23 protein-coding genes are annotated in these 19666 nt (G+C 72.5%); 17 read left to right on the top strand and 6 right to left on the bottom strand.

What is annotated here, in order from left to right:
* The first annotated feature begins 16 nt into the window (after window positions 1–16).
* From fabG to ACZ7DE_RS16030, 10 genes are all read left to right on the top strand, one after another.
* Window positions 17–757, top strand: a complete 741-nt coding sequence (gene fabG, locus ACZ7DE_RS16075; protein WP_470761539.1) for a 3-oxoacyl-ACP reductase FabG — start codon at window positions 17–19, stop codon at window positions 755–757.
* Window positions 754–2226, top strand: a complete 1473-nt coding sequence (locus tag ACZ7DE_RS16070) for a peptide MFS transporter (protein WP_470761537.1) — start codon at window positions 754–756, stop codon at window positions 2224–2226. Before fabG ends, ACZ7DE_RS16070 begins: the two co-directional genes overlap by 4 nt.
* 276 nt (window positions 2227–2502) lie before the next feature.
* Window positions 2503–2823, top strand: coding sequence for a TcmI family type II polyketide cyclase (locus ACZ7DE_RS16065; RefSeq protein ID WP_470761535.1), 321 nt, complete (start codon window positions 2503–2505; stop codon window positions 2821–2823).
* A 70-nt stretch (window positions 2824–2893) separates the two neighbouring features.
* On the top strand, window positions 2894–3319 hold the full coding sequence (locus tag ACZ7DE_RS16060) for a cupin domain-containing protein (RefSeq protein WP_470761533.1): 426 nt from the start codon (window positions 2894–2896) through the stop codon (window positions 3317–3319).
* Window positions 3316–4581, top strand: a complete 1266-nt coding sequence (locus tag ACZ7DE_RS16055) for a beta-ketoacyl-[acyl-carrier-protein] synthase family protein (RefSeq protein ID WP_470761531.1) — start codon at window positions 3316–3318, stop codon at window positions 4579–4581. Before ACZ7DE_RS16060 ends, ACZ7DE_RS16055 begins: the two co-directional genes overlap by 4 nt.
* Complete coding sequence (locus ACZ7DE_RS16050) at window positions 4578–5810, top strand: ketosynthase chain-length factor (protein WP_470761529.1); 1233 nt, start codon at window positions 4578–4580, stop codon at window positions 5808–5810. Before ACZ7DE_RS16055 ends, ACZ7DE_RS16050 begins: the two co-directional genes overlap by 4 nt.
* 128 nt (window positions 5811–5938) lie before the next feature.
* Window positions 5939–6193 carry an acyl carrier protein gene (locus tag ACZ7DE_RS16045; RefSeq protein ID WP_470761528.1) on the top strand — a complete coding sequence of 85 codons (255 nt, stop codon included), beginning with the start codon at window positions 5939–5941 and terminating at the stop codon, window positions 6191–6193.
* Between the two features lies 1 nt (window position 6194).
* Window positions 6195–6656, top strand: a complete 462-nt coding sequence (locus ACZ7DE_RS16040) for an SRPBCC family protein (protein ID WP_470761526.1) — start codon at window positions 6195–6197, stop codon at window positions 6654–6656.
* Window positions 6653–7036 carry an antibiotic biosynthesis monooxygenase family protein gene (locus ACZ7DE_RS16035; protein ID WP_470761524.1) on the top strand — a complete coding sequence of 128 codons (384 nt, stop codon included), beginning with the start codon at window positions 6653–6655 and terminating at the stop codon, window positions 7034–7036. Before ACZ7DE_RS16040 ends, ACZ7DE_RS16035 begins: the two co-directional genes overlap by 4 nt.
* A 19-nt stretch (window positions 7037–7055) precedes the next feature.
* On the top strand, window positions 7056–7490 hold the full coding sequence (locus ACZ7DE_RS16030) for an SCP2 sterol-binding domain-containing protein (RefSeq protein WP_470761522.1): 435 nt from the start codon (window positions 7056–7058) through the stop codon (window positions 7488–7490).
* A gap of 82 nt (window positions 7491–7572) precedes the next feature.
* Here the strand turns inward: ACZ7DE_RS16030 and ACZ7DE_RS16025 are convergent, their stop codons facing one another.
* The gene (locus ACZ7DE_RS16025) at window positions 7573–8313 is read right to left on the bottom strand and encodes a SchA/CurD-like domain-containing protein (protein ID WP_470761520.1); all 741 of its coding nucleotides are present in this window, start codon (window positions 8311–8313) and stop codon (window positions 7573–7575) included.
* Between the two features lie 30 nt (window positions 8314–8343).
* Window positions 8344–8790, bottom strand: coding sequence for an anthrone oxygenase family protein (locus ACZ7DE_RS16020; protein ID WP_470761519.1), 447 nt, complete (start codon window positions 8788–8790; stop codon window positions 8344–8346).
* Between the two features lie 282 nt (window positions 8791–9072).
* Here ACZ7DE_RS16020 and ACZ7DE_RS16015 point away from each other — a divergent pair, with 282 nt between their 5' ends.
* From ACZ7DE_RS16015 to ACZ7DE_RS15995, 5 genes are all read left to right on the top strand, one after another.
* Window positions 9073–9516 (top strand): anthrone oxygenase family protein, encoded by a 444-nt coding sequence (locus ACZ7DE_RS16015; protein ID WP_470761517.1) that lies wholly within the window; start codon window positions 9073–9075, stop codon window positions 9514–9516.
* A 69-nt stretch (window positions 9517–9585) separates the two neighbouring features.
* Window positions 9586–10638: a methyltransferase gene (locus tag ACZ7DE_RS16010; protein ID WP_470762041.1), complete on the top strand. Its 1053-nt coding sequence runs from the start codon at window positions 9586–9588 to the stop codon at window positions 10636–10638.
* A 52-nt stretch (window positions 10639–10690) separates the two neighbouring features.
* Window positions 10691–11440: an SDR family NAD(P)-dependent oxidoreductase gene (locus ACZ7DE_RS16005; RefSeq protein ID WP_470761516.1), complete on the top strand. Its 750-nt coding sequence runs from the start codon at window positions 10691–10693 to the stop codon at window positions 11438–11440.
* A gap of 1 nt (window position 11441) precedes the next feature.
* Window positions 11442–11753, top strand: coding sequence for an antibiotic biosynthesis monooxygenase family protein (locus ACZ7DE_RS16000; RefSeq protein ID WP_470761514.1), 312 nt, complete (start codon window positions 11442–11444; stop codon window positions 11751–11753).
* A complete protein-coding gene (locus ACZ7DE_RS15995) occupies window positions 11750–12067 on the top strand; it encodes an antibiotic biosynthesis monooxygenase family protein (protein ID WP_470761512.1) in 318 nt (105 codons plus the stop codon). Before ACZ7DE_RS16000 ends, ACZ7DE_RS15995 begins: the two co-directional genes overlap by 4 nt.
* Before the next feature lie 364 nt (window positions 12068–12431).
* Here the strand turns inward: ACZ7DE_RS15995 and ACZ7DE_RS15990 are convergent, their stop codons facing one another.
* The 3 genes from ACZ7DE_RS15990 to ACZ7DE_RS15980 all read right to left on the bottom strand — a co-directional run bounded on the left by ACZ7DE_RS15990 (window position 12432) and on the right by ACZ7DE_RS15980 (window position 15165).
* Window positions 12432–13433, bottom strand: coding sequence for a beta-ketoacyl-ACP synthase 3 (locus ACZ7DE_RS15990; protein WP_470761510.1), 1002 nt, complete (start codon window positions 13431–13433; stop codon window positions 12432–12434).
* Window positions 13430–14518 carry a hypothetical protein gene (locus tag ACZ7DE_RS15985; RefSeq protein ID WP_470761508.1) on the bottom strand — a complete coding sequence of 363 codons (1089 nt, stop codon included), beginning with the start codon at window positions 14516–14518 and terminating at the stop codon, window positions 13430–13432. Before ACZ7DE_RS15985 ends, ACZ7DE_RS15990 begins: the two co-directional genes overlap by 4 nt.
* A 125-nt stretch (window positions 14519–14643) precedes the next feature.
* Complete coding sequence (locus ACZ7DE_RS15980) at window positions 14644–15165, bottom strand: MarR family winged helix-turn-helix transcriptional regulator (RefSeq protein WP_470761506.1); 522 nt, start codon at window positions 15163–15165, stop codon at window positions 14644–14646.
* A gap of 130 nt (window positions 15166–15295) precedes the next feature.
* Between ACZ7DE_RS15980 and ACZ7DE_RS15975 the strand changes: the two genes are divergently transcribed.
* Together ACZ7DE_RS15975 and asnB are read left to right on the top strand one after the other, a co-directional pair.
* Window positions 15296–15733, top strand: coding sequence for a DUF6069 family protein (locus ACZ7DE_RS15975; RefSeq protein ID WP_470761504.1), 438 nt, complete (start codon window positions 15296–15298; stop codon window positions 15731–15733).
* 91 nt (window positions 15734–15824) lie between these two features.
* Window positions 15825–17708: an asparagine synthase (glutamine-hydrolyzing) gene (gene asnB, locus ACZ7DE_RS15970; protein WP_470761502.1), complete on the top strand. Its 1884-nt coding sequence runs from the start codon at window positions 15825–15827 to the stop codon at window positions 17706–17708.
* An 80-nt stretch (window positions 17709–17788) separates the two neighbouring features.
* Here asnB and ACZ7DE_RS15965 read toward each other — a convergent pair whose 3' ends face one another.
* Complete coding sequence (locus ACZ7DE_RS15965; RefSeq protein WP_470761500.1) at window positions 17789–19612, bottom strand: AfsR/SARP family transcriptional regulator; 1824 nt, start codon at window positions 19610–19612, stop codon at window positions 17789–17791.
* Between the last annotated feature and the right edge of the window lie 54 nt (window positions 19613–19666).

Here is a 19666-nt window from a genome sequence, read left to right as displayed (position 1 = left end):
CCCCCGGGAGGCACCGATGCAGGAGAAGCGCTGTGTACTGGTGACCGGTGGATCGCGGGGCATCGGCCGCGCGATCGCCGTCCGGCTGGCCCGCTCGGGCCACGCCGTCGGATTCTGCTCCCGCGCCGCCGACGAGGCGGCCCTGGAGACCGCCCGGCTGGTCGCCGAGGCGGGCGCACCCGTCCATCACGTCGTCTGCGACGTCACCGACGCCGACGCGGTCCGCGCCTTCACCGAGGAGTGCGAGGAGAAGCTGGGCCCGCCGTACGGCGTGGTCAACTCCGCGGGCGTGCTGCGGGACCGCCCGATGGCGCTGATGTCCGCGCGGGACTGGCAGGCGGTCGTGGGCACCAGCCTGGACGGGGCGTTCCACGTCTCCCGCGCCGTGCTGCGCGGCCTGATCTCCCGGCGGGCGGGCGCGATCGTGAACGTCTCCTCGGTGATCGGCGTGTACGGCAACCCCGGGCAGACCAACTACGCCACGGCGAAGGCCGGCCTCAACGGCCTCACCCGGGCCCTGGCCAAGGAGGTCGCGCCGTACGGGGTGCGGGTCAACGCGGTCGCCCCCGGGTTCATCGACACCGACATGCTCGACGGCATGACGGACAAGGCCCGGGAGGCCGCCGTGGGCAAGATCGCCATGCGCCGTTTCGGGACCGCGGACTCCGTCGCCGAGCTGGTGGCGTTCCTGCTCTCCGACCAGGCGGACTACATCACCGGTCAGGTGGTGCAGATCGACGGCGGTATCTCCCTGTGAGCGGCCCGCCGGCCACCGCCCCCACCGTGGCCCGCCCCGCCGAACCCCCGGTGTGGACGCTGCTGCGCGAACGCTGGTTCAGCACCCTCTTCCTCACCGACATGTGGGAGCGCTTCAGCTTCTACGGCATGCAGGCCCTGCTCTTTCTCTACGCGACCGCACCCGAGGCGGACGGCGGCCTCGGGCTCTCCGACGGGTCGGCGGGTGCGCTGTTCGGGCTGTACGTCTCCGCGTCGTTCCTCGCCGCGATGCCCGGCGGCTGGCTCGGCGACCGGGTGCTCGGCACCCACCGGGCGATGCTCACCGGCGCGCTGGTCATCGCCGCCGGCCATCTGTGCATGACGATTCCGGCCCGAGCCGGGTTCTACGGCGGACTGGTCCTCGTGGCCTGCGGCACGGGCCTGCTCAAGCCCAACCTCCCGGTGATGTTCGACCAGATGAACCCGGGCGCGGACAGCGCGCGGCGCCGGGCCGCCTTCTCGCTCTTCTACATGAGCATCCAGGTCAGCGCGCTGCTGGGCCCGCTCGTCACCGGCACCCTCGGTGAACGCGTCGACTGGCATCTGGGCTTCGGGGCGGCCGCCGTCGGCATGCTGCTCGGCGTGCTCCAGTACGTGTGGGGCGCCTCCTCGCTGCGCGGCGCCCGTACCGGTCCGAGCCGCCCGCTGCCGCCCGCCGCGCTGCGCCGGTTCGTCCGCGGCGCGTGGGCGGCCCTGGCCGCCGCGGTGCTGGTGGCGGCCGGCGTGGTCGCGGCCGGCGGGGTCCCGCTGCGGCCGGTGCTGGCGCTGTGCGGGCTGGCCTCGCTGGTGCTGCCCGTCGTCGCCTTCCGCCGGCTGCTGCGCGCCGACGGACTGGACGGGGCCGCCCGCGAACGTCTGCGCGCCTACCGGACGGTCTTCGTGCCGTCGGTGCTGTTCTGGGCCATGTACGGCCAACTCGGCTCGGTCTTCAGCCTGTTCGCGCGCGAGCACACGGACCGCGAGATCGCCGGGTTCACCGTGCCCGCCAGCTGGTTCCAGTCCGCGCACCCGCTGTTCCTGCTGCTGCTGGCGCCGCTCTTCGCCTGGCTGTGGCTGCGGATCGGCAACCGCGCCGACACGGCCCGGAAGTTCTCCGCCGGGCTGCTGTGCGCGGCGGGAGGCTTCCTGGTGCTGGCGGCCGGCGCGCTGCTCGCCACGGACAGCCGCCCGGTGTCCGCGCTGTGGCTGCTGGGCGCCTTCCTGTGCATGACGTGCGGGGAGCTGGTGTTCGGACCGGTCGGGCTGAGCACCACGGCCGAGGCCGCCCCCGAAGGCCATCGCAGCCGCATGATGGGCCTCTTCTACCTGGGTGCCGCGCTCGGCGCCGGCGCGGGCGGCCAGCTGTCGCACCTCGTCGGGGTCCTGCCGCTGTGGGCCTACCTGTCGGGATTCGCCGCGACGGCCGTCGCCACGGCACTCGCCCTGGCTCGCAGAACGGTTCGAATCTGATGTCGAGTTGGTCTGGACGGACCCTCAAGGCGGCCGAACCACCATCGAATTCAGGCCGGACGAAGCCACCGCTCAGGCTCCGCCGCCCCTGAACCACCGTTCAGCTCCACCGCTCGTGTTCCACCGCCCGGCCGCACCGCTCAGTCGGCCGCGCACCGCTCAGCTCCACCGCTTGTGTTCCACCGCCCGGCCGCACCGCTCAGTCGGCCGCGCACCGCTCAGCTCCACCGGCCTTCGCTCAGGCCGAGTTCCCGTCCCCGTCCCAAGGGAGTCTCCATGGCTCATCGCACCCTCATCGTCGCGCGGATGGACCCCGCCGACGCGGAGAAGGTGGCCGCGCTCTTCGCCGAGTCCGACGCCACCGAACTGCCGCACATGATCGGCGTCCAGCGCCGCACGCTGTTCCAGTTCCACGGGCTGTACTTCCACCTCGTGGAGGCCGAGGACGCCATCGGCGACCGCCTCTACCAGGCCCGCAGCCACCCGCTGTACCAGGACATCAACGTCCGGCTCCAGCAGTACATGACGCCCTACGACCCCGCGTGGCGCGAACCGAAGGACTCCATGGCCGAGCCCTTCTACAGCTGGACGCCCTGATCCCACCGCTTCCGCCGCACCCATTCCCCGCCCAACCGGGATCCCCACTCCCCACACCTGTGGAGCAACCATGCAGACCACCGACCTCATCAAGGTCGCCCTCGACGACGTGGCACCCAACCGCAGGCGCGGGGGCGATCTGCGCGTGCTGCTCAGCCCCAAGACCTGCGGTGCGACCTCCGGCTTCATGGGCGTCGGCACGCTGGAGCCCGGCGAGTTCGTCTCCGAGCACTACCACCCGCACTCCGAGGAGTTCTTCCACACCGTCCGCGGCCGCATCCTGCTGCGCATCGAGGGCAGGGAACTCGTGCTGGAGGCCGGGGAGTCCTTCATGGTCCCCATCGGCGTCCGGCACCGCATCGAGAACCCGGGCGACGAGCAGGCCCACGTGGCCTTCTTCCTCAGCCCGCTCGCGCCCAGCCCCGAGCTCGGCCACGTCGACTGCGAGCCGCTGCCGGGCGAGGGGACGCTGCCCGAAGTGGGTGACGCCCGATGACCGGCCGCGCGGTGATCACCGGCATCGGCGTCGTGGCGCCGGGCAAGCCGGGCCGTGAGGAGTTCTGGGAGATGATCGTCAAGGGCCGCACGGCGACCCGGCGCATCACGCTCTTCGACCCCACGCCGTACCGCAGCCGGATCGGCGCCGAGGTCGACTGGGACCCCGAGCTGGCCGGACTGTCGTACCAGGAGATCCGGCGCACCGACCGGGCAGGCCAGTTCGCGCTGGCCGCCGCCCGCGAGGCGGTCGCCGACAGCGGCCTCGACCTGGCCGCGACGGACCCGCACCGCCGGGGCGTGAGCATCGGCAACGGCGTCGGCAACGCGATCTCCATGGAGCAGGAGTACCGCACGGTCAGCGACAACGGCCGCCGGTGGCTGGTCGACCCCGGCTACATGGTGCCGCACCTGTACTCCTACGTGATGTCCAGCTCCCTGGCCACCGAGGTGGCCTGGGCGGTCGGCGCCGAGGGGCCGTCCACCGTGGTCAGTTCGGGCTGCTGCGCCGGCATCGACGCCGTCGGGTACGCCGTCGACCTGATCCGGGAGGGCTCCGCCGAGGTGATGGTCGCCGGGGCCACGGACGCGCCGATCTATCCGATCACCGTGTCCTGCTTCGACACCCTGCGAGCCTCCTCCACCAGCAACGACGACCCCGAGCACGCCTGCCGCCCGTTCGACCTGCGGCGCAACGGCCTGGTGCTGGGCGAGGGCTCGGCCGTGTTCGTCGTCGAGGAGCTGGAGCACGCCCGCCGCCGCGGCGCCCGGATCTACTGCGAGGTGGCCGGGTACGCGGCCCGCGCCAACGGCTACCACATGACCGGACTGCGCCCCGACGGACGGGAGATGGGCGAGGCGATCACCGCCGCGCTCGACGAGGCCCGGATCAACCCGGACGAGGTCGACTACGCCAACGCCCACGGCTCGGGCACCCGTCAGAACGACCGGCACGAGACGGCCGCGTACAAGCGCAGCCTGGGCGACCACGCCTACCGGATCCCCGTCAGCTCCATCAAGTCGATGGTCGGGCACTCGCTCGGCTCGATCGGCTCCATCGAGATAGCGGCCAGCGCGCTCGCCATGGACCGGGGTCTGGTGCCGCCCACCGCCAACTACGAGGAACGCGACCCCGAGTGCGATCTGGACTATGTGCCGGGCACCGCGCGCGAGGCCGAACTGGACGTCGTGCTCAGCGTCGGCAGCGGCTTCGGCGGCTTCCAGAGCGCAGTGGTGCTGACCTCGCCGAGGAGGATCGCGTGAGCGCCGTACGCGACAGGGAGACCGCGCCCGTCATCACCGGAGTCGGGGTCGTCGCGCCCAACGGGCTGGACCGGGAGTCCTGGTGGCGGGCGACCCTGGAGGGCACCTCGGGGCTGAGCCGGATCAGCCGCTTCGACCCGGCCGGCTACCCGGTCAGCGTCGCCGGCGAGGCCACCGGCTTCGACCCGGCCGACCACGCCCCGGCCCGGCTGGTCGCCGAGACCGACGCCATGACCCAGTACGCGTTCGCCGCGGCCAACGAGGCCCTCGCCGACGCGGGCGTGGAAGAGGACTCGCTCGCCGACCTGGACATGGCGGCCATCACCGCCAACTCCTCCGGCGGTGTCGAGTTCGGCCAGCGCGAGCTGCAGAAGCTGTACTCCGAGGGACCCCAGGCCGTCGGCGCCTACATGTCCATCGCCTGGTTCTACGCGGCCACCACGGGACAGCTGTCCATCCGGCACGGGATGCGCGGGCCCTGCGGGGTGCTGTGCTCGGAGCAGGCCGGCGGCCTCGACGCGCTGGCCCAGGCCCGTCGCGTCCTCGCCAAGGGCACCCGGCTCGTCCTGTCCGGCGGCACGGACGCCTCGCTGTCGCCCTACGGGCTGGTCTGCCAGCTCTCCAACGGGCGGCTCAGCGAGGAGCCCCGGCCCGACCGCGCGTTCGTGCCGTTCGACCCGGAGGCGAGCGGATACGTGCCCGGGGAGGGCGGCGCGATCCTCGTCGTCGAGAGCGCGGCCGACGCCCGCGCCCGGGGCGCCGACCGCATCTACGCCGAGCTCGCGGGCTATGCCGCGACCACCGACCCGCGCCCCGGCTCGGGCCGCCCGCCGGGCATCCGGCGCGCGCTCGAACTCGCCCTACAGGACGCCGGGACGGCCCCCGAGGACATCGACGTCGTCTTCGCCGACGGCTACGGGGTGCCCGAGCTGGACCGCCAGGAGGCGGAGGCCGTCGCGGAGGTCTTCGGTCCGGCCGGCGTCCCGGTGAGCGTCCCCAAGACGATGACCGGCCGCCTCTACGCGGGCGGCGCCGCCCTCGACGTGGCCGCGGCCGTGCTGGCCCTGCGCGACCAGGTGATCCCGCCCTCGGTCAACGTCCGGCCCGACCCCGCCCACCAGCTCGACCTGGTCGTCGACCAGCCCCGCGAGACCGGCCTGCGCACGGCCCTGGTCCTCGCCCGGGGATACGGGGGCTTCAACGCGGCCGCGGTGCTGCGCGCGGCGTGACCCGCCGCCCGCACCCCGACCCCGCCCCGCTCCCCTTTCGTCCACGGCGCCCCACGGCGCCCGCACCCACCGCTCCGTACGCCGCAGTCGCACATGTCCCCAGCACGGCTGAAAACCAGGAGGAACGCATGAGCAGCATCAGCTTCGACGACCTGAAGGCGGTCATGGGCCGTTGCATCGGTGAGCTCGACGGACAGCAGATCACCGAGAGCGACCTCGGAACGTCCTTCACCGACCTCGGCTACGACTCGCTCGCGGTGCTGGAGATCGCCAGCCAGCTCCAGCGCGAGTACGGGCTGAAGATCCCGGACGAGGCCATCGAGTCGATGGAGTCCCCGCAGGCCGTGATCGACTACGTCAACACCAGCCTGGCGGCGGTCTGACATGCCCCGTACCGACAACGCGATCGTCGTCGACGCGCCCATGGACCTGGTGTGGGACATGACGAACGACGTCGAGTCCTGGCCGCGGCTGTTCTCCGAGTACGCGGCGGCCGAGATCCTGGAGCGCGACGGCGCGACCGTCCGGTTCCGGCTCACCCTCCACCCGGACGAGCAGGGCCAGGTCTGGAGCTGGGTCTCCGAGCGCACCCCGGACCCCGTCACCCGGACCGTGCGCGCCCGGCGGATCGAGACCGGCCCGTTCGAGTTCATGGACCTGTACTGGTCGTACACCCAGACCGACGCCGGCGTGGAGATGCGCTGGCAGCAGGAGTTCACGGTCCGTCAGGGGCTGCCCTTCGGGGACCCCGAGATGACGGAGCGGCTGAACACCAACACCCGCCGGGAGATGGCCCGGATCAAGGGCCTCGTGGAGGAGGCCGCACGGCAGGCGGTGCCGCGGTGAGTGCCGGGCTGCCGGCGGGGGCCGGGCTGCGGGTCCTGCTGGAGATCAGGATCGCCCCGGGCCGCGAGGCGGAGTTCGAGGAGCTGTGGCGCGGCCACGCCGAGCACGTCCGCCGGCTCCCCGACAACCACGGCCAGCACCTGTACCGCCTCACGGGCACGGACGGCTCCTACACCGTGCTGACCGACTGGACGGACGAGCCGTCCTTCCGCGCCTTCGAGCGCAGCGACGCCCAGCAGGCGTACCTCAGGCGGCTCTGGCCGATGCGCGAGGGCGGCGCGATGAGCCTGCTGGAACCGCTCCACGAACTGTCCAGCCACGAACTGTCCAGCCACGAACTGTCCAGCCACGAACTGTCCCGCCACGAAGTGTCCGGCTGAAAACGAACGGGAGGAACGCATGAGCACGCAAGCGGATCAGGTGACCGAGTTGATCGAGCTGGTCGAGACCGTGCCGGCCAAGGAACTGGAGGCGACGGTGGCCGGCCGCGAGGGAGGTCTGGACGCTGCCCTCTCGCTGATCTTCGACCTCCTCGTGTCGGAGTTCAACCCCGACAAGGCCAAGGGCCAGAAGGGCGTCTTCCAGTTCGACATCGCCTCCGGCGAGGGCCAGAAGCTGCACTACGTGCATGTCGAGGGCGGCGCCTGCCGTACCGACAAGGGCCTCCACGAGAGCCCGGACATCACCATCGGGATCAAGTTCCCGGACATGCTCGCCATGGGCGTCGGCAAGCTCCCCGGCGCGAAGGCGTTCCTGACCGGGAAGCTGAAGCTGCGCGGCAGCCCGCTGATGGGCACCAAGCTCGGCGAGTGGTTCGACCACCCCGAGGTCTGACGGTCGGCGCCTCCCGCCCGTCGGACACACGAAACCGCCGCCGGTCCCGTCCGGCGGCGGTTTGCGTATGTGGGAGGCGGCGTCAGCCCACCCCCAGCGCCGACATGTGGGCGATCATCAGCATCGCCTGCTCGTGCACCAGCGCCAGATACGCGTCCGGGTGCTCGGGCCGCGCGTCGCCGTCCAGGTACGGATCCAGCCACCGCTCGGCGTCCTGGCCGTGACAGCGGTCGGTGAGGTAGCCGACGACGTCGTACGGATGGCCGTCGTACTGCACGACCCGCACCAGGGTGTCCTCGTGCAGGAACAGCGCGGTGCGGATGATCGACGGATGTTCCGGCGCCAGGGTGAGCGAGGCCCTGCTGTTGACGGTCTTGCGGGAGGCGGTCAGCTCGGCGCCGGCGCCGGGCCGCAGCGGGTAGCGCAGGGCGACCGTGCCCAGGGCGGGCCGCTCGTCGGGGCTGTGCTGCTCCAGCACCGTCATCAGACTGCGGTGGAAGTGGTTGCGGAAGCCCTCGGGGGTCTCGGTGTCCCGCGGCTCGGTGAGATAGGGGCTGATCGCCCGCTCCGCCTCGCGCACCCCTTTCTGCTCGGACATGTGCTGGGCGACCCGGGCCGCGCCCACGCCGTCGTGGTGGATGACCCGGACCAGGACGTCGTCCTGGACGAACAGACCGGTCCCCAGCAGCATCCCCACCGCTTCCCCCGCCGCGTCCCTGATGACGGGGGAGTCGACCCGGGTGAAGTTGTGCGGTGAGAAGACCTCGGTGAGCTCATCCTCGTGACCGGGACGGACGCGGTAGGTGATGGCGTCCAGAGGCATGACGGTTCCTCCTGTCGGAACTCTCGGGACTCAACGGGTGCTGAGCACCGTGAAGGTGACGACGATCAGGGCCAGCGCGGCCAGCGCGGTGCGCAGCCGGTGCCAGGCCCGCCACAGCGGCCGCGGGTCCTGCCAGGGGCCGTCCGCGGCGAGCCTGGCCAGCGAGCGGTTGATCGGCACGTTGCCGAGGTGCGAGACCGCCTGAACCCCGATGAGCAGCACGGAGACCAGCGGAAACAGCACTCGGGCGGCCCCGTCGGCGAAGAAGGCCAGGGCGAACCCGCTCAGCGTGACCGCGTTGACCAGCAGCGGCATCAGCGGGTGGTACCCCTTGCCCAGCAGGGCGTGGGCCCGCAGATAGTCGGCGCGGTCCATGGCGGACATGGCGGGGCCCACACTGACCAGCACCGCCACGAAGACGCCCGTGACGGTCCCCGTTCCGATCAGTACGACCCCGCTCAGCACTTCTTCGAGCATCACGACTCCCGGTCCTGCGGCCCTTGACTGTGGTGTCCGCCACCGTGCCCCGGCCTGCTCGATTCGCTGTGGAGCGGTGCTCGACGGGCCCGCGCCCGCGCGAACTCCCCGCGCCGCGGCGCGTCCCCGCCGCGCCACCCCGCCGAGCGCCCGCCCGTGATCGTCAAGCGGTCTTCGAGTCCGCTTCGACCGCCGGCTCCGACAGTCGTCGCCAGGCGTTCGCCGCACCGGGCGGCGACAGGTCCGGAGGGCTGAGTCGTGGTCGAGCCGGTTCAGATACTGATGCCCGCAGCACTGTTCGCCGGCGGTCTCGCGGGCGGTGGCCTGGCCATATCCGTGCTCGCGGCGCCCCTGTTCACCACCCTGCCCACCGGGATGTACGTGCCCGTGCACAAGGGGCTCGTCACCCGCTTCGACCCGTTCATGCCGGTGTCGCTGCTCAGCTGCCTGCTGAGCGACCTGGCACTGACCGCCTTCGCGGACCGGACGGCGGTACGCCTGCTCGCGGCCCTCGCCGCGCTGCTCCTGGCCGCCGCCATGACGGTGTCGCTCACCCGCAACGTCCCGATCAACCGGTGGCTGTCCACGCTCGATCCGCAGCGGCTTCCCGCGGACTTCGACCGGCTCGACCCCCGGGAGCGGTGGATCCGCTGGAACCGGGTGCGCGGCTCGCTCGCCGTCGCGGCGCTGCTGACCAACGTCGCCGCGGCCGCCGTTCTCATCTGACCGCCGCCCACCTCTGACGACCACCGCTCGCCCTCGACGACCGTTCGACAAGGAGAAGGTGTGGACCCCATGACCGGAGTGGTCGGCCCGGCGATGACCGCCGCGCTGCCGCCCCACGTACAGCTGCTGCTGCTCACCGACGGCAAGCGCATCTCGCGGGTGCTGCACGTCGTCGCCGAACTCGACATCGCCGGCGTGCTCGCCGACGGCCCCCTCACGGTCGCCGACCTCGCCGAGCGGACCGGTACCCACGCGGACGCGCTGGGCCGCGTGCTGCGGGTCGCCGCCGCGTTCGGCGTCCTCGCCGAGGAACCGGACGGCCGCTACACGCTCACCGACATCGGCCAGGCCCTGCGCCCCGACGTGCCGGGCAGCCAGCGGGACATGGTCCTCTACAACGGCGACGAGATGCTGTGGCGCTCCTACGGCGAGCTGATGCACACCGTGCGCACCGGCCGCCCCGCGTTCGAGAAGGTCTACGGCCACGGCTTCTTCGAGCACCTGGAGCGCGATCCGCGCGCGGGCGCCCTGTTCGACCGGGCGATGACAGGGATGAGCCGGGCCACCTCCCGCATGCTGCTGGACTCCTACGACTTCGGACGCTTCCCCCGCCTCGCCGACGTCGGCGGCGGCCGGGGCCTGTTCCTCGCAGAGCTGCTCGCCCGTCACCCCGAGGTGCGCGGCACGCTCGTCGACCGGCCGGCGGTGGTCGGCGAGGCGCCCAAGCTGCTCGAGGAGGCCGGCGTCGCCGACCGCGTCGAGGTGGTGCCGGGCGACTTCTTCGGCGAGCTCCCGCCGGGCCACGACGCCTACGTGCTGAAGGCCGTTCTGCACGACTGGGACGACGAGCACGCGGCCGCGATCCTGCGCCGGATCCGCGAGGCCCTGCGCGACGTGCCCGAAGGGCGGCTGCTGATCTGCGAGTTCCTGGTCGGCCCGGCCAACGAGTGGGACCGCGGCAAGTTGCTCGACCTGGACATGCTCGTCCGGTTCGGCGGACGGGAGCGCGGCGAGGACCAGTGGCGCGCCCTCCTCGCGACGGCGGGCCTCGAGCTGGTGAACGAGCCGGTGGCGGGGCGCTGGGCGGTGCTGGAGTGCCGTCCGGTCCCCGACGGCCGGTGAACGGACCGATCCGATCCGACGCGGCATGCGCCGCACGAGCACGGAGGATGGCATGGAACTTCGACTGATCGGCAAGAACGCGCTGGTCACGGGCGGTAGCCGGGGGATCGGGCGGGCCATCGTGCTGGCCCTGGCCAAGGCCGGCGCCACCGTGGTGACCTGCTACCGGCAGGAGGGCGAGGCCGTCGACAGCCTGGCCCGTGAGCTGAAGGAGATCGGCGGCGAGCACGCCCTGGTGCGCGCGGACGTCGGCACCGCCGAGGGCGTGGAACGGGTCCTGGAGGAGTGCCGCAGCCGGTTCGAGACGCTGGACATCCTCGTCAACAACGCGGGCGTGATCAGCCAGATCCCGTTCGCGCAGCTGCCGTTCGAGGAGTGGGAGCGGGTGCTGACCACCAACCTCACCGGCCCGTTCATGGTCATCAGCAAGGCGCTGCCGCTGCTGCGCGAGGGGTCCTCCGTCATCAACATCGGCTCCCGGGGCGCCGTCGCCGGCATCCCGCTGCGCGGCCACTACACCGCCTCCAAGGCCGGTCTCGTGGGTCTCACCCGCTCGCTGTGCAAGGAGCTCGGCGGCAAGGGCATCCGCTTCAACGTGGTCGCGCCCGGCGTCATCGACACCTCCGAGCCCGACGAGCTGTCCGACGAGCAGCGGGCCCAGTACAACGAGCGCTACCTGCGCATGATGGCCCTGGGCCGCTTCGGCCGCCCGGACGAGATCGCCGGCGCCGTGCTGTTCCTGGCCAGCGACCTGTCCACGTACGTCAACGGCGAGACCCTGCACGTCGACGGAGGCGTCTGAGATGGCCGCGGAGACCGGGCCGTTCCGGGTGCTGCTGACCGTGCGGGTCAAGGCGGGCATGGCGGCCGACTTCGAGAAGGTCTGGGCGGAGGGCAGCGAGGAGGTCACCGCCCAGCCGGCGAACCTGGGGCACGCCCTCGCGCGCAGCGCCCAGGAGGACGACGTCTACTACGTGGTCAGCGACTGGACCGACCGGGAGGCGTTCCTCGCCTTCGAGAGCAGCCCCGGGCATGTCCGCCACCGGGAGAAGCTGCACCCGTACCGTGAGGGCGGCTCCCTGGCGCTGATGCACGTCCTGGAGACCGGGCGATGAGCACCGCGCCCGGCCGGGTCCGGGTGCTGCTCCATCTGCGGGCGGAACCCGAGCAGGTGCCGGAGGTCGAGGAGGCCTACCACCTCATCAGCAAGGAACTCGCCGGGACCCCGGGCCTGTTGGGCAACGAGCTGCTGCGCGACCTCACCGTCCCCGGGGGCTGGGCGGTCCTCAGCGCCTGGGAGAGCATGGCGGCCTTCCGCGCCTGGGAGGAGGGGTCGGCCCACCGGGGCACGACGTCCCCGCTGCGGGCCTTCCAGGACCGTGGACGTCCGAGCCCCTTCGCCCTGTTCGAGGTGACGGCCGAGTACTGACGACGAGGCGGAACGCGGTGCGAGCCGCGGGGAGCAACCGCTCCCCGCGGCTCCGTCGTGTGCGCCCGGCTCGAGTGGGTGACCGGCTCCGCCGTGCGCCCGGTCCTGGTCCGGGACCGCCCGTCGTGTGCGCCCGGCCCGTGTGTCTTCCCGGCCCGGTCCGTGCGACGTGTGCGCCGGGCCCGTTCGGTTCGGGGGACCGGTCCGCGCGAGGGTGGGGCGGGGACGCGGTGGGGACGCGGTGGACGGCGCCGGCGGGGGCGCGGTGGGCGTCCGGATCCGGGCCCGCGCCCCTGTCGTACGGCATGCGGAACGGGCGCCCGGACCGCCGACCGGCCGGGCGCCCGTTGTCGTGGGGCGTGGGTCAGGGGAGCCGTACGACCTGCCCCGCGTAGACCAGCCCGGCGCCGAAGCCGACCAGGAGGGCGAGGCCGCCGGAGGGGGCGCGGCCGGAGGAGAGGAGTTCCTCCATCGCGAGCGGGATGGAGGCGGCCGAACTGTTGCCGGCGCTGACGATGTCGCGGGCGACGGCGGTGCGCTCGGTCAGGCCCAGTTCGCCGACGAGATGGTCGGTGATGAGCATGTTCGCCTGGTGCGGGATGAACGCGTCGAGCTGGTCGGCGGTGACGCCCGCCAGCTCGAGGATCCGCTGGGTGGCGGGCACGAGTTCCTCGGTGGCCCACCGGTAGACCTTCCAGCCGGACATGGTGATGGCGGGCTTGTCGTCGGGCCGGTTGCCGTCGCCGTCGTGCCAGGGGGCGGTCATCTTCAGCGCCGCGTTGCGGGAGCCGTCGGCCCGCCAGACCACGGGGCCGATGCCCGGTTCGTCGGAGGGGCCGACGAGGACGGCGCCCGCGCCGTCGGCGAACAGGAAGGCGGTGTCGCGGTCCTGGTGGTCGAGGATGTCGGTCATCCGCTCGGCGCCGATGACCAGCACGTACTCCGAGCGGCCGAGCCGTACCAGGTCGGAGGCGAGGGCGACGGCGTGGCAGAAGCCGGCGCAGGCGGCCGAGACGTCGAAGGCCGCGGCCCGGTCGGCGCCCAGCCGGTGGGCGACCTCCACGGCGACGGCGGGCATCTGCTCCATCGAGGTGATGGTGGCCACGATGACCGTGCCGAGCTGGTCGGCCCCGATGCCGGCGGCGGCCAGGGCCTTCTCGGCGGCGGCCGTCGCCATGGCCGGCAGGGTCTCCTCGGGGGAGGCGTACCGACGGGAGCGGATGCCCGAGCGGCGTTCGATCCATTCCGGGTCGAGCCCGGTGCGCTCGGCGATCTCGGTGTTGGGGACCGACCGCTGGGGCCGGTGCACGCCGACCGCGAGGAGGCGGCTGTGACGCAGGACCTGGGTGTCCTGAATCGCTGTCATGACTGTCCTTCCGATACGGACGAGCGGACGGGGCGCGGGGCGGTGCGCGCGGCGGGGGTGCGGCCCCAACGGGTCGTGCCCCAGGGCTTGTACGTCGAGATGGCCGTCATGAGGACCAGTGACAACAGCGCGGCGAGGGCGGCACCGCTCATCGCCCAGCCGACGCCGTCCAGTTCGCCGCCGCGGACGGGGGCGTTCTCGTCGACGAGGGTGTTGGCCTTCAGGATCAGCTGGTGGATCACGGAGAAGCCCAGGACCATCACGCACATCGTGAGGAAGAACTTCGTGGCCACCCAGGTGCGCCGCAGCAGGCCCCACTTGGTGCCGGCGCTCACCACGATCCCGCTGATGAGCGCGAACATGCTGGTCATGCCGAGGAAGATCTCGTCGAGCATCGACATGGTGCGGTACATCGCGGCCTGCAGCTCGGCGTCGTGGGTGGTGGCGCCGGCCACCGACATGGCGAACATGCCGGTCACCAGGCCCAGCCAGCCCACCGAGATCGCCACGTGCGCGGTGAGGACCGCCTTGCGCAGCCGCGGCGAGATCGTCCGGCTGCGGTCGCGGACCGCGGACATCCAGTGGTTCACGGAGGGGACGTACATCAGGACGAGGCCGATGACGGACGGGATCAGGCTGGCGACGGCGAGGCTCGCCTGGAGCGGGCCGACCAGCGGCCGGCCGCCGAGCTGGGCGAGGCCGAGGCCGGTGAAGACCAGGCCGAGGGAGGTGAAGACGGTCAGCAGCACGCGCCCCCACTGGCGGCCGGCCCGCAGCATCTCGGCGAAGAAGCCGAACAGTGCGCAGAAGGCGATGGTCAGCGCCAGGTCCCCGGTGGTCGCGGCGCCGGCCACACCGGTCTCGACCTGGTGCTTGATCTCGAAGACGTTGCTGGCGATCGCGGCGAGGGTCGCCACGATCACCATGACGTAGGCCCAGCCGACGGCGGCCGGGGGGCGGACGGGCGGGGCGGCGGCGTCCCTGCGGCCAGGGGACTCGGGGGCCGTCGCTTCGATGCGGGGCGGGTGGCGGTCGCCTCGTGCCTTGGGGGCCTGCGCCCCTGTGGTCCGGTCGGTCGTGCTCACCGTCGCGCCTCCTTCGGAACCGGGCGCGAACCACCCCGCGGCCGCGAGGCTCCGACGCGCCGTCGATGCGGGGATCTGGCACCGTCAGCGTCGTCGGGCGGTCTCGAAGCTCACTCGAAGGGCGGTCAGCCGCCGGCCGCGTTGTCCAGCGAGTGCACGAACTTGGTGAGCAGCCGGGCGAACTCCACCTGCTCGACCGGGTCCCAGTGCTCCAGGACGGTGGCGTAGAAGTCCTGGCGCGTGCGGTGGGCGGCGTCCACCGCCTCGCGGCCGACCGGGGTGAGTTCGAGGCAGCTGCGCCGTCCGTCCTCCTGGGAGGCGACGCGGCGCACGTAGCCGGTGCGTACGGCGTCGGCGACGATCCGGCTGGCCCGGGACGGGTCGATGGCGAGGCGGTCCGCGACGAACCCCACGGTCACGTCCTTGTTGCCCTCGCCGTTGCCCTCGTCGACCGCGTCGACCACGGACAGCGTGCTGAAGTCGACCGGCTCGGGCATGCCCTGCACCACCGGTCGCGCCAGCGTGCGCCGGGACTGCCGCCGGCGGATCCGGATCAGCGCCCTTTCCACCGCCGTCAGTACGTCGGCCCGGGCGGGGGCGTGGTCCGGTGCCGTCACCGTGCTCTCTGTCGTCTCTGCAGCGCTCACGCATTCGAGGTTACCCGCACACATGTGGAACGGGCAGCGTTGGACCTGAGGCAATCATGTGCTAACGTCATACATGTGCTGGCGGCAGTGATTATCGGCCAGGCCGTCGCCCGTCTCCGAGGAGGTCCGGATGTCCGCAACCCCTGCCCGTCCCGCGTCGCGCGCCGCAAGTCCGGTGCGCACCCGTGCGTTCGCCGTGGTCGGCGCGGTCGTCGTCGACGCCCTGATCTGGCTCGTCGCCCATGGCCTGTTCGACCTGGACCTGCGGATCCCGGACGGCCCGGGCTCCACCTCCACCAGCGAGCTGCCGTTCCCCACGGTGGTCGTCGCGGTCGCGGTCGTCTCCCTGCTGGGCTGGGGCCTGCTCGCCCTGCTGGAGCGTTTCGCGCCCGGCCGCGCACGCACCGTCTGGACGGTCGTCGCCGTGGCGGTGGTCCTGCTGTCCCTGTTCGCCCCGCTGTTCTCCGAGGGCCTCTCCGCCGGCAACCGGGTCACCCTGGTCCTGCTGCACCTGGCGGTCGGCGCGATCCTCGTCCCCGCCTTCCGCCGGACCACCGGCCCGTCGTGACCTTGGGTCCATCACTCCTCCACGACGTTTCGAGCGCCCCGGACGACGGTTGCGGTCCACGCAACTCACCGGACACGGAAGGGGTTTCCCCATGTGCGGCATCGCAGGCTGGGTCGTCCGCGAGGGCGGGACGGTCCTAGAAGGACCCGGGCTCCCGGAGGGCATGGCACGGACGATGGCCTGCCGGGGCCCGGACGACCGGGGCGTGTGGCAGGACGGGCACGCGACGCTCGTCCACACGCGGCTGGCCGTCATCGACGTTCCCGGCGGCCACCAGCCGATGACGGCGGAGCGCCCCGACGCCCCGGCGGACGGGGAGCAGCCGCTCGCGGTCCTCGCCTACAACGGCGAGGTGTACAACTTCCGCGAGCTGCGCGCGGAGCTGACCGGCCGCGGGCACCGTTTCACCTCGCGCAGTGACACCGAAGTGGTGCTCCACGCCTATCTGGAGTGGGGCGAGCAGTGTGTGGAGCGCCTGGAGGGCATGTTCGCCTTCGCCGTCTGGGACCCGCGCCGCCGCACCCTGTTCCTGGCCCGGGACCGCTTCGGCATCAAGCCCCTCTACTACGCGCCCCTCGCCGACGGCCTCGTCTTCGCCTCCGAGCCCAAGACCCTGCTGGCCCACCCGGCGGTGGAGCCCACGGTCGACCTCGACGGCCTGCGCGTGCTGTTCTCCATGGCCCGCGCGCCCGGCGAGAGCGTCTACCGCGCGATCCGCGACCTGCCTCCGGGCCACACCCTCGTCTACGGCGAGAACGGCCCGGTCCTGCGTCGCTACTGGCAGCTCGAGGCCCGTCCGCACGAGCACGACCTCGACACCACGGTCCGCACCGTGCGGGAGCTGCTCGAGACCAGCGTGGCCCGCGAGCTGGTCTCCGACGTCCCGCTGAGCGTGCTGCTCTCCGGCGGTCTCGACTCCAGCACCGTCGCCGCGCTCGCCGCCCGCGCGCTCAGGGCCGAGAACGGCGGACGGGTGCGCACCACCACCGTCACCTACAGCGGCTACAGCGACAACTTCCAGCCGGACCTGGTGCGCAGCGCCCCCGACGCGCCGTACGCCCGCGCGGTCGCCGACCACATCGGCGCCGACCACCTGGAGATCGAGCTCACCACCGCGGATCTCATCGCCCCGGACGCCCGCCGCGCCGTGCTGCGCGCCCAGGACGTGCCCGCGCCGTTCGGCGACATGGACACCTCCACCTACCAGGCGTTCGCCGGAGTGCGCGGACACTCCAAGGTGGCCCTCACGGGCGAGAGCGCCGACGAGATCTTCGGCGGCTACAGCTGGGTGCACATCCCCGACCTGGCGTACGAGGAGCAGTTCCCGTGGGTCGCCTTCGAGCAGTGGCACCCCGGCACCCGCGAGGGCTTGGGCCAGGGGCTGCTCTCCCCGGCCTTCAAGTCCCGCCTGGACATGGGCGCCTACTACGCCGAACGGTACGCGCAGGCCATGGCCGGCATCCCCCGGCTGCCCGGCGAGGACGCCGAGGAGCGCCGCGCCCGCGAGATCTGCCACCTGCACCTGACGCACTGGCTGCCCCGGTTGCTGGAGCGCAACGACCGGCTCAGCATGATCTCCGGTCTGGAGGTGCGGGTGCCGTTCTGCGACCACCGCCTCGTGCAGTACGCGTACAACATCCCCTGGCAGATGAAGACCTTCGACGGCCGGGAGAAGAGCCTGTTGCGGGCCGCCGCCGCGGACCTGCTGCCCGCGCAGGTGCTGGAGCGGCCCAAGGCCCCCTTCCCGGTGAGCCAGGACGCCACCTACACCAAGGCGCTGCACGAGGAGTTCGCCGAGGTGCTGGCGGATCCCGCGGCGCCCGTGCGGCCGCTGCTGGACCTGGAGGGGGCCAGGGAGGTCGTCACCCCGCAGGGCGAGGCGGCCGCCCAGGACTGGCTGCACCGGATGAACGTGGAGATGGTCGTCCAGGTCAACGGCTGGCTCCGGGAGCGCGGCGGCGTCCTGGACCTGTGAGGGGATACAGGACAGCGCGCCGGGTGGCACGGGACCGGCCCGTCCCGTGCCACCCGGCGCGCCTGCCGAAGGCGGGACCGTCAGGCGTAGACGGGCGTCACCCGCAGGGCGGTCCGCAGCAGCCGGGGGATCCGGTACTGGAAGAAGCCCTCGGTGGGGGAGTCGCCGACGGACAACTCGACGTCAAGGAGGAACAGTTCGACCAGCTCCTCCAGCAGTTCCTCGGCCTCGATGGTGCTGCGCCCGAGGACGGAGGCGACCTCCTCCACCGTCACCACGTTCTGCGGCCGGGCGGCGAGCTTGCCGAGCGCCTCGCGCAGGCCGGGATTCAGGCAGCCGCTGCGGCGGACCAGATGGTCGCAGGGGTGGGTCCGCTGCGCCGCGGGCACCTGCTGCCGTTCGCGGTTCATCCAGTCGATGAGCCGCCACACCGTCCAGTGCGGTCGCAGGGCCAGCAGGTTGACCGCCTCGATCACCGGCCCCGGCAGGTAGTCGCACAGGGCGAGCAGCATCCGCAGCCCGGCTTCGTCGGCGAGCTGCGGCCCCCGCCCCAGCCCGGCGCGGCACAGGTCCAGTGCGTCCTCCCCGCGCAGTGGGCCCACGTCCACGCGCATCCGGATCCGGCTGCCGCTCAGCCGGCGCAGCCCGGCCACGAGGACGGCCGAACCGGCGTCCGCGGGCAGCAGATCGGTGATCTGGTGGCTCGCCGTCACATCGTCGACCACCAGCAGCACCCGGCGGCCCGCGGTCCAGGCGCGCAGCAGCCGGGCGCGTTCGGCCCGCCCCTCCGGCAGTTCGGCGCGCCGGTGCCCGGCGGCGGTGAGCACATCGGCGAGCACGTCCTCGACCGGCCGGGGAGCGGCCGGGTCGCCGAAGGAGACGTACAGGCGGCCGTCGGGGAAGACGTCCCCGAGCCGGTGGGCGACCGCCACGGCCACCGCGGTGCTGCCCGCGCCGGGCGGCCCCCCGACCGCCACGCACATCGGGCCCTGCGCGTCCGCGAATTCGGTCAGCGCCTTGCGGACCTGGGCGCACTCGGACTGCCTGCCGATCAGCGGGACGCCGGCGGGCAGGGTCACGGGCGGTTCGCCGCCCGGCGTCCTGTGCACGGTGACCGGGCCCTCGGGCAGGTCGAGACGGCTGTCCCCGGCCAGCAGCTGCTGGTGCAGCCGCTGGAGTTCCGAGCAGGGTTCCAGGCCGAGTTCCCGGGCCAGGACGCCGCGCAGCCGCTGGAACACCTCCAGCGCCTCCGGTCGCCGGCCCGCCCGGTGCAGGGAGAGCATCAGCTTGGCGTGCAGGCCCTCCCGGGTGGGGTTGTCGGCGGCCAGCGCGGTCAGTTCGCTGATCAGCTGGTGATGGCGGCCGAGCAGCAGATCGGCGTTGATGCGCTGCTCCAGGACCTCGTAGCGTCGCTCCTCCAGCCTGAGCGCGTCGATGCCGACGACCGGGCCGGGCGTGAGATCGCTGAGAGCGGGCCCCCGCCAGACGGCGAGGGCCCGCTGCAGCAGGTCGGCGCCGTCGGCCACGGAGCCCTTCTCGATGGCCGCTCTTCCGCGGTCGGCGAGCTCGCCGAACTCCTGGGTGTCCAGGGACCCGTGCGGTCCGGACAGCTGGTAGCCGCCGGGCGTGGTCACGAGCGCGTGACCGGTGGCGGGGGAGCCCGGCTGCTGGTCGGACAGCCCGGGCAGCTTGCGCAGCTGGTAGATGTACGTCTGGAGGGTGGTCGCGGCGCTGGACGGTGGGCGCTCCTCCCACAGTTCCTGGACGAGTTGGTAGAGCGGGACTGTGGTGTTGGTCCGCAGGGCCAGCAGTGCGAGTACCTGCCTGACCTTGGGTGCGGACGGCGTGACGTGCACGCCCCGATGGACGACTTGAAGCGTTCCGAGCAGCCCTATCTGGAGCACTGACCCTCCCGTTTCGCTTGCATCGTTCTCACGGCCTGATGCATTTCGTCGGTG

The sequence above is a fragment of the Streptomyces sp. NPDC037083 genome, from assembly GCF_055606485.1.
The sequence above is the reverse complement of the archived record's forward strand: the minus strand, read 5'-3'. Positions and strand labels throughout refer to the sequence as shown.